At 37.0% G+C, this 9,416-nt stretch carries 8 protein-coding genes; 4 read left to right on the top strand and 4 right to left on the bottom strand.

The features are described 5' to 3' along the window. The 3 genes from E1140_RS04170 to E1140_RS04180 all read left to right on the top strand — a co-directional run. On the top strand, nt 1-643 hold a 643-nt coding region (locus tag E1140_RS04170; protein WP_221412626.1), incomplete at its 5' end, for a hypothetical protein. A 158-nt stretch (nt 644-801) separates the two neighbouring features. Further along, nucleotides 802-1,740, top strand: a complete 939-nt coding sequence (locus E1140_RS04175) for an HD domain-containing protein (RefSeq protein ID WP_155179361.1) — start codon at nt 802-804, stop codon at nt 1,738-1,740. 134 nt (nt 1,741-1,874) lie between these two features. Then, nucleotides 1,875-3,893, top strand: a complete 2,019-nt coding sequence (locus tag E1140_RS04180; protein WP_155179362.1) for an ATP-binding protein — start codon at nt 1,875-1,877, stop codon at nt 3,891-3,893. Nucleotides 3,894-4,119: 226 nt separating this feature from the next. Here the strand turns inward: E1140_RS04180 and E1140_RS04185 are convergent, their stop codons facing one another. After that, entirely contained in the window at nt 4,120-4,698 is a 579-nt protein-coding gene (locus E1140_RS04185; protein ID WP_155179363.1) for an NADPH-dependent FMN reductase, read from the bottom strand. A gap of 3 nt (nt 4,699-4,701) precedes the next feature. Then, nucleotides 4,702-5,529, bottom strand: a complete 828-nt coding sequence (locus tag E1140_RS04190) for an ion transporter (RefSeq protein WP_155179364.1) — start codon at nt 5,527-5,529, stop codon at nt 4,702-4,704. A 279-nt stretch (nt 5,530-5,808) separates the two neighbouring features. Here E1140_RS04190 and E1140_RS04195 point away from each other — a divergent pair, with 279 nt between their 5' ends. Then, nucleotides 5,809-6,918: a DEAD/DEAH box helicase gene (locus E1140_RS04195; RefSeq protein WP_155179366.1), complete on the top strand. Its 1,110-nt coding sequence runs from the start codon at nt 5,809-5,811 to the stop codon at nt 6,916-6,918. A gap of 285 nt (nt 6,919-7,203) precedes the next feature. On the opposite strand, the gene E1140_RS04200 is transcribed toward E1140_RS04195, so the two are convergent. Both E1140_RS04200 and E1140_RS04205 read right to left on the bottom strand, forming a co-directional pair. Beyond that, a complete protein-coding gene (locus E1140_RS04200) occupies nt 7,204-8,979 on the bottom strand; it encodes a M56 family metallopeptidase (protein ID WP_155179367.1) in 1,776 nt (591 codons plus the stop codon). After that, complete coding sequence (locus E1140_RS04205; protein ID WP_155179370.1) at nt 8,972-9,349, bottom strand: BlaI/MecI/CopY family transcriptional regulator; 378 nt, start codon at nt 9,347-9,349, stop codon at nt 8,972-8,974. The genes E1140_RS04200 and E1140_RS04205 overlap by 8 nt, the downstream gene beginning before the upstream one ends. Nucleotides 9,350-9,416 lie beyond the last annotated feature (67 nt).

The following is a 9,416-nucleotide window of genomic DNA, read 5'->3' on the forward strand; positions in this document are numbered from 1 at the left end:
GGGAATGGCCGACTATATAATGAAACTGAAGTCCAAAATTCCAGACATTAAGAATGAGAAGGAACGTGATAAAATTTATTGGCAAATAGACGAATTAGATACTCGACTATGGTCTAAAATTGTTAATCTCAATAACGAATCGGTTGTTACTGTTCCCTACTTAAATGATGTCTCTTCATTTGAGAGGACTGACACGGTCAAGGAAAAAGCATATAGCATAATTCATAAGTCAATACCGCTTCCAAGCGAAGGTACTTCTTGGGAAAAAATTTTTGATTTTAAAAGCGATAGTGAAAGTCAACTAAAATTACTTGCTTTAAAAAACTGGGTCAATGATTTACCTGAAAATATGAGCTTAAATCAACTTGAAGATAAAATTGAATATCTGTCGCATCAATATTCCGAATCACTAAAAAGACATAAGATTAGTACAAGGCTCGTTACATTCAAAACGATTATAAATGCTTTGCCCAAAGGTTTGTCAGAACTATTAAGGTTAAGATTTGATAAAGCTATTGAACCATTTTTTGAAATTGCAGAACAACAAGTGAATTTTACAAAGTTCAAAGAGAGAGAGGAATTAAAAGGAAATGAATTAGCTTACATATCATTAACAAATAGAGAGTTTAATAAAACACAATAAAAACGCACTACAACAATGGCTATAAGTAATTGCTAGTTCTCGCCTACTTCTGAAAATCCTTGCGGATTTTCAGTTTGGTGTGTACTTGCAAAGTTACGTGCTAACCCACGCAACTACTCATAGCCGAGACCGTTGTATGCAATTAAATCGAACTGATATTGTCAAAAGTAATAAACATAGAAAACGTTAGAGATACTTTACTTTACAAAGAGTTAGAGAAGATTTCAGACGACAAGACAAGGGCATTTATTGCTGCTCTTCCCGATATTTGTGAAGAAGCTTCGGATCGAATTAAGCTGTTGCCAAAGTATTTTCAAGAATATACCCTCCATGACAAGGCTCATTTTTTAAGAGTAACGGAGCTTATGGGTAAAGTTTTAGGTTCCCAAATAAGCAGCCTTAACGCTGTTGAACTTGGTTTACTTATTCTTTCAGCATTCCTACATGACCAAGGAATGCTAATTGAAGGCAAAGATTTTATTCAACTGCAAGAAAAGGACGATTTCATTATTTATAGAGACAACTGGTTTCTGGACCACCCAAATTATAAGGACACCTTAAAACAATTCGAATCACCTACTATTTCGGAAAGCGAAAGAGCTAGATTATCAAGCATGCTTGAAGAGCTTAAAGCTGCAATGCTTACTGATTATTTGAGAGATAATCATGGACAAAGGTCTAAAGATTTTGTATTAAAAAAGTATTCAAATGACAAACGACTGCAAATAGATGGAATTAATATTTCGACTATTCTTAGTGACGTCTGTCTCTCTCATGTTAAACCAATTGATTGGATTACATCTAATAACGGATTTAACTTTGATGAGAATGTTGGTAGTTTTAAAGTCAATTCAGTTTTTCTAGCTCTAGTTTTAAGAATTGCTGATATTTTGGATTTTGATGCTGACAGAACACCTGAAATACTTTACAAATCAATACATTTTACTAGTCCAATAAGTTCTGTCGAGTGGCAAAAACATAGAAGTGTTCAAGGGTGGGAAATTTCAAAGAGTAGGATACGGTTCACAATGTATTTTGAACATCCTTCTTATGAAAAAACAGCACGTTCTTTCCTGAATTGGATAGATGAAGACTAAATAATGTTACTAGCAAAATAAGAGAGTTCCCTAAAGAGGTTGAGAAATATAAACTTGAAATTCCTGAGAATGTCGATAGAAGCCGCATAGGTCCAAAGAATGATTCTTATATCTACCACGATCTTGAATTTTCTTTGTCAAGAGATGAAATAGTTAAGCTATTACTCACTAACAATTTATACAAAAGCCCTTCAATACTTGTTAGGGAATTACTTCAAAATTCTTTGGACGCTATTAGACTGAGAAAAGCTTCTTATTCAATAGAGAACCTGGCTTGGGGGAAAGGAAAAGTGTCTTTTAGACATTACATTGATGACAATGATGAGGAAATACTTGAGTGCCATGACAATGGCTGTGGAATGGATGAAACAATCATCACACAGTTTCTTGGCAAGGTGGGTAGAAGCTATTATCGTTCTCCTGAATTCGAAAGAAAAAGAGCAGAGTTAAAGGCAAAAGGTGCTGACTTTGAACCTTGCTCTCAATTCGGTATTGGTTTTATGTCATGCTTCATGTTTGGTGATAGGATTGAAATTTATACTCGAAAAGACTATGGACATGGTAAGGAAAAAGGGAAACCATTATTTGTAGAGATTAATGGTATTAACGGCCTTATTGTCATCAAAGAAGGTAACATTGAGCAAGAATTTGGTACCACTATAAAAATTCATAAAAGACAAAAATCCTTATACTTCGACCCATTCTCAGATAATTTAAAACTAGTAATAAGATTGAAAGGTGTTGCGCTTGCCACAGAATTTCCAATCCAAGCTAAATGTGAAATAGAGGGAATACAAGAAGAAGTAGAAATTCCTGCAATTATTGATAAAAAGAGAACTTTTCTTGAAAAAGCAGAAATTAAAGAGATAACAACCTTCGAAATTGATTTATCTAAGGTAGACTCAAACCTGAAAGGATATTTAAGGCAGAGTTTTCTAATAGATAGTAATGGTATTCCAACCATAGAAAACGAGAAAGCTAAATGGGAATTAATTGACACTAAGAATTGGAAAGATAAACCGAACTTTGAAAATGTTTTGCATATAAAGGAATCGAACAAAAATATGCAATACAATTACTACTCAAGAGACGACAATAGTATTTGTTTGGATGGAATATTAGTATGTGGTGCCCCTGGAAGAGTAGAGTATGCTACAGAGGTAAAAATGTTTCTTGGAGAAATTACTGCAACCGCGACATCTGAACATCCTTTCACTTTGGACGTTCGTGGTAAAATCAAACCTGAATTAAGTCCATCAAGAGAGCCTTTAAAGAACAATTCAATGTTTGATACTCCATTTGGATGGAGGCACATGCAACATTTATTAAGCATAGGAAGTAGTCTCGTTTGGGAAAAGATACTTGATTATTCCTCGAAAGGAATGTCTATTGATACATTCTGGAAACTTCTGATGATATATGATGGACGTCTGATTAATATCAAATCAAAACAACTACTAAAACACTTACAACTTCCATATAATAATGGCGAGAAGTGGATAAAACTGTCTGAAATAAATAATTACGAATTGACGGATGGAAAAATTCTAATCAAAAATATGAATGAGGTTATCACAGTTGATTTTCCAGAAAGCATAAAAGATTTGAGTAAAGCCCACCCTAACTCAACTGATTTTGATTGGTGGATTGCACAGTTATTAGTATCAATTTCAGAAATTGATTTTATAGATGGTAAAAACGGTTTGAAATTGAATCAAGTTTTTAATGAGGAAGAACGGCCTTCTGACAATGTTTACTCCAAACCAATGAGAACCTCTATAAAATATCTAGACTATAATGGAATTTCAACAGACTATATCACATCTGTTCAATTCTCAAACACGGTGAATAGAAAAAACCCCATAATTAATGAGGGATTTAAAAGCAGAAACTTAAAACACAGATCTGAAATAGAGGAGTTTTCACTTTCACTAGCTTCGGTAATAACGAATCTAATTGATGATTTTAAAAAAGAGCAAAAACCTTTGTCATTGGAAGTAAAATGGAGACCATTAAAATACTTATCCAGTCTATATACCAATATAAAATGGAGTAAATATGGAAATGAATTTAAACCACCATACAAGGTTTATAATGATAACGGTGAAACAGTGGAAATAACGGATGAAATATTAAAAAAATGGGGATCATAATAAAAACAGCATACAACAACGTGTATAGTGTATAACACCCTTCGGGATGCTACGACACCATATACAGTTCGTTACCAGCTATTCGACATTTGTAATGTCGAATGTTTGTCGTAGGATTTGTTATCCTTAAAAGTAAATCAGAGGTAGTTAAAGATTCCGGCCTGCCTGCCGCAGGCAAGCTCAAGGCCGGAAAGACATAACGGCTAGGTTTTATAGCCGAAACAAATCAATAGGGCGTCCCCTCAGTTCTTTGTCGCTTCAAAGCCTCGGCATACCACTCCAGCTCATCTAAAAACTTATTGGTGGATTTAATGAAGTACTCTTCAATGGCTTCTCCGTTTTCATCCAATACCTTCTGTATTTTAGGATAGGAGGCCATTGTTGGAATGCTCGGTGTGGCCAACTCGGCTAAAATAGCCCTTACATGCACTGCGGCACGCATGCCACCAAACTGTCCTGCAGAGTAAGCGGCTATACCGCTTGGCTTAAAGAAGTACTCCTTTTGAAAATGGTCCAGCATGTTTTTTAAGGCAGGCGGTATGCTGTGGTTATATTCACCCGTCACCACTATAAAGGCATCAGAACCGTTAAGCGCATTGGCAATGGTCTTCATGTTTTCAGGAGCATCAGCTTCATCAAACTCCTTATACATTTTATCCAAAAAGGGTAGCGGTAACTCCTTGGCATCTAAAACTATGGCTTTATGGCCACGGGCTTCCACTTGCTTTTGTATAAATTTTACCGCCCTTATGCCTTGTCTTTTTTCTCTTACCGATCCGTATAATATACTGAAAGTCAATGCCATAGCTTACTTTTTTGAATTTAACATAGATTCGCCACATTGGTAGCAGTACCTGGCCGCATCGTTATGGCCAATGGCACCACAACGTGCACAGCTCTTTTCCTGTTCCTGTAGCTTTTTACTCTGAGAGGTAATCTCTGCTGATACAATTCCGGTAGGTACCGCTATTATACCATAACCTAAAATCATAATGGCCGTGGCCACAATCTGTCCTAAAGTGGTACCCGGTGCTATATCGCCATAACCCACCGTGGTTAAGGTCACCACCGCCCAATAGATACTCCTGGGGATGCTGGTAAAGCCATTTTCACCACCTTCTATAAGGTACATAATCGTGCCCAGTATGACGGTTAAAGAAAACACAGCCCCTATAAACACTATAATTTTAGCTCTGCTGGCTTTTAAAGCGGTCATCAGAGATGACGCTTCACCAAGATAGCGAACCATTTTCAATACCCTAAACACTCTGAGCAGTCTTATACTTCTGATGATGAGTAAAGAATGGGCACCTGACACTACCAAACCTATAAATGTTGGGAGAATGGAGAGTAAATCAATAATGCCGTAGAAGCTTTTAACATACCTTAAAGGCTTTTCAGATACATACAAACGCGCGATATACTCAAGGGAGAATAAGATGGTAAATACCCATTCGATGGTATAAAGTAGCTCACCATGGTGAACTTTGATATCCACCACGCTTTCCAGCATAACGGCTAAAACACTGAGTAATATAGCCACTAGCAGTACTACATCAAACAATTTACCTGCGAAGGTGTCTGCCTCAAAAATGATGATGTAAAGTCGCTCTTTAAGTGTCTGATTTTTAGCCATGAGTGCTAATATAATGGATTCGAAGCGTCATCCCGGAAATTTTATTCTTTTGTTTCCAGACAAGAATAAAATTATCCGGGATCTCCTCACGTATTCTATGAGATACCGGATAAAAACAGTTTTTGAGAATTTAAAGCTGTTTTTATCCGGCATGACGACATAATTGTTGATGACCTTAAGTAGACTTAACCCATATCGGACTGAAAGATTTGTCTATTAAACTTCGAAAAATAGAAAGTTAGCCTTGCGTAATACTATCTTTGCGCAAAATATAAAACTATGTCTTTCTCCTCGTTAGGAATCTCCCAGCCATTTATCAAAGCTTTAGATGAGCTTAAAATCAAAAAACCTTCACCAGTTCAGGAACAATCCATTCCTTTTCTTTTAACTGCCGGAACTGATTTTATTGCGCAGGCACCTACAGGAACAGGAAAGACTGCAGCTTATGGTTTGCCATTATTGGCAAGAATTAACCCATCATCACCTCATATTCAAGGACTGGTATTGGCCCCTACAAGGGAATTAGGACAGCAGGTAGCCAAGCAGCTGTTCAAGTTTACCAAATACTCTGAAAAGATCTTTACTGAAGCCGTTTATGGTGGTGCTAAAATAGAAGCTCAGATTTCAGCCTTAAAAAGGCCAACACAAATTGTGGTGGCAACCCCCGGTCGTTTGGTTGACTTGCTTCAGAAGAATGCCATTGACCTTTCTTTCGTGAAGACTGTGGTACTTGATGAGGCTGATGAAATGTTAAGCATGGGCTTCAAAAAGGAGCTGACAAGAATACTGAAGCATACTACTGGAAAGACCAATACCTGGTTGTTTTCTGCTACCATGCCACCAGATATTAAGGCCATTATTAAAGATTATATGGCACCTGATGCGCATAGAGTTACTATTGGTAGTGATCGTTTGAATAAAGACATTGCTCATCAATACACCATCACTATGGCGGAAGATAAGCTTGACACTTTGGTGAAATTTCTAAAGGAATCTAAAGAGGATAGAGGCATGATTTTTTGTAAAACTAAAGTCGCAGCCAAAACTTTGGGCAAGCAGTTAATTGCCAAAAACCTATCTGCTGAGGCTATTCATGGTGATTTGCTTCAAAAAGAACGTGATAAAATCATGCGTGCTTTCAAAAATGAAAGCTTACAGTTTTTGATCGCTACTGATATTGCAGCCAGAGGTATTGATGTTAAAGACTTGTCGTTTGTAGCGCATTACGAACTTCCTGATCAGGTGGAATACTACATTCACAGAAGTGGAAGAACAGGAAGAGCTGGCAACAAAGGCCTTTCATTGATGTTCCTTACCAAAGGAGATATGAAGCAGCTGGACTTCATTCAGGAGAAACTTCAAATTGGTATAGATAAGGTTAGGGTTTAGTAGGCGCCCCGTAACATTAGCCACTCATTAGCTTAACAAAAACTTCATTTGGAAGATCCGGAGGTGTTTTTTACCTTTGAATCACAAAACAATGGCAATGCCGTTGCAGAATTAAGCGTTAGTGACCAAGTATAAAGTAGACTATCGCAAAACAGGGAAACTCTCCCGAGCTGGCTGGATAAAATCCGGCTTTTTTTGTTTTAAGGTTATTCTAAATTATATCATAAAAAAGCAGGCTATTAGCCTGCTTTTTCATTTCAACTATATTTAATAATTAACCAAAAATTATTTATTCATTTTAAGAACCATAGTTTCCATTCCTACGAATGAAAATTCCAATTCAGCAACATCTTTTGGAGCCTCCAATTTAAAGTTTCCGTTAAGGTCTGAAACGGTTCCAATAGTTGTGCCCTTTACTACTATGTTTACCCCAGGTAAGGGCTTAGCCAGGTGATTAGTCACAGTGCCATGAATTATGCCTTCTTTTACAATAAGTCGGTCAACCATCATAGGCTTGTAGGCCTTTGAATTATCATTGTCACCTATTTTTAAAGTGGCGGTATTACCTTCCTCATCACCCAGCGAAAAAGAAATTGGCAAAATGATCCTTTGTTTCACTGCTTTTCCATTTTGACGAGGAGCAGACCATTTGCTTGAAGCGCTCACCGCATCAATTGCTGCCTGATCGCAACCAGCTCCAATTCCTTTTACTGCTGTTACTTCTGTAATTTCACCAACTTCATTTACAATGAACTGGACATATACTTTTCCTTGAACTCCGGCTTTTCGTGCTTGTTGAGGATATTTTAATCGCTTTGCTATACGCTCATAGTAAGCCTGATAACCACCTTCTGGCACGGCAGGCTCATCAACAATGGTAAATGCTTCTGAAGCTGCCGCTGGATCATGTTGTTTCAGCTTTTGGAAGTTGCCTGACCTGTCTAAGAACATTCCAATTCGCTTATTCTCCTCAGACTCCTTAAACACATGCATACTCATAATGCTTTTTGGATCGATGCTTTTAAGGTTTTTAACCTCTTCTTCTGATTCTATGGCAACCTCCATGTAGACGATGTCAGCGGTTGGAAATTTAGCAACTAATCCCTTGTATTCATCGGTCAGGTTGGCTGGTACTTCCATCTGGCTGGCGGTTTCCATAACAGTGTCAAGATCTTGCATCACTTCATCATTACAGCTAACAATGATGGCCATTGACAATAGGGCAGGAAGGGTTAAAGCCATTTTCCAGCGTTTCACTTTTTCTTTAATTGTTGTTATCATTTGTATTCGTTTGAGGGTTTTAGATTTATTAAAATGATGGCCAATGCTCAAGTGAGCCTGATTAAGGGCCATTTTAGCCAATAGACTTCTGTATTCTTCAGAGTTAGTTACAGCTACTACTTTCTCATCAGCCAGGTATTCGTGGATATCCTGTATTTCTCTGCGCATGTACCAGGCTAAAGGATTTATCCAGCAAAGTATTTTTGATGCTTCGAGCAGAACGATATCCCATGAGTGTTTCTGCTTAATGTGTGCTAATTCATGGTTTACTATTCTTTCCTTCTCAGTTGCTGTTAGCTCAATACTGTTATCATAAAACAAGAGATTGAAGAATGAAAAAGTAGGCAGTGTGCCATTAGTCTCAATCCAGATAATGCCATTCTCCTTTTTAATTGAGGTCTTCTTAGAGAAAGTAAACCAAACCACTTGCATCAACTGAAACAGGAAGTACTGAAACAAAAGACCAGCAATTATCCAGTATACAATAGAAGAATACTGTAAATAATTTGTAGTGGTCTCAATCTCAAGCGCATTCACAGTTTGTTCACCGATAACGAGCTCGGGTAGTATTGTAATCGGCAGTTCGTTTACCTGTACATTACCTACCAACATTGCACCAAGCTTAAATATGGGAGCCATCAATGCAATTATTGCAGCAGAGATCAGGTAAAACCTTCTAAACTTAAAGTCTGTCTCGTTTCTAAGCAGTAAGTAGTACAATGCTCCAAAAAGAAGGATGCATACATTTACTTCGAGTATATAGGTTATAAAATTATTCATTGTCTTCTGTGTTTATATCTCCTTTAACATGCTTCAAAAGTTCTTCTACCTCCTTAACATCCATGTCATTTTGCTTGGCAAAAAAGGAAACCAGGTTTTGAAAAGAACCTCCAAAATATCCAGATAGAAAATTGTTGAGATAGAACTTGCTATAGTTGTCTTTTGCAACAATAGGGAAGTACTCATGGGTCTTACCGTAGGCCTTATGATTCACAAAACCTTTTTGCTCAAGTATTCTTACAATGGTAGAAACAGTATTGTAAGCAGGCTTGGGCTCTGGCATCTTTTCTATAATGTCTTTTACAAATGCTTTTTTGAGTACCCAAAGTATTTGCATTACTTGTTCTTCAGCTCTTGTTAATTCTTTCATTGATTCAGTTTTTATTGTATACAAAGCAAGTATAAAACTTAATTTTTAGTTTAACAACTATAAAATT

Source organism: Fulvivirga lutimaris (assembly GCF_009711525.1).
GTDB classification, from domain to species: domain Bacteria; phylum Bacteroidota; class Bacteroidia; order Cytophagales; family Cyclobacteriaceae; genus Fulvivirga; species Fulvivirga lutimaris.

What these genes read in the sequence shown, in the direction of transcription:
- E1140_RS04185 (WP_155179363.1), bottom strand. Translation starts at nt 4,698, where the DNA reads ATGGCATTGACTTTCAGTATATTATACGGATCGGTAAGAGAAAAAAGA.
- E1140_RS04190 (WP_155179364.1), bottom strand. Translation starts at nt 5,529, where the DNA reads ATGGCTAAAAATCAGACACTTAAAGAGCGACTTTACATCATCATTTTT.
- E1140_RS04195 (WP_155179366.1), top strand. Translation starts at nt 5,809, where the DNA reads ATGTCTTTCTCCTCGTTAGGAATCTCCCAGCCATTTATCAAAGCTTTA.
- E1140_RS04200 (WP_155179367.1), bottom strand. Translation starts at nt 8,979, where the DNA reads ATGAATAATTTTATAACCTATATACTCGAAGTAAATGTATGCATCCTT.
- E1140_RS04205 (WP_155179370.1), bottom strand. Translation starts at nt 9,349, where the DNA reads ATGAAAGAATTAACAAGAGCTGAAGAACAAGTAATGCAAATACTTTGG.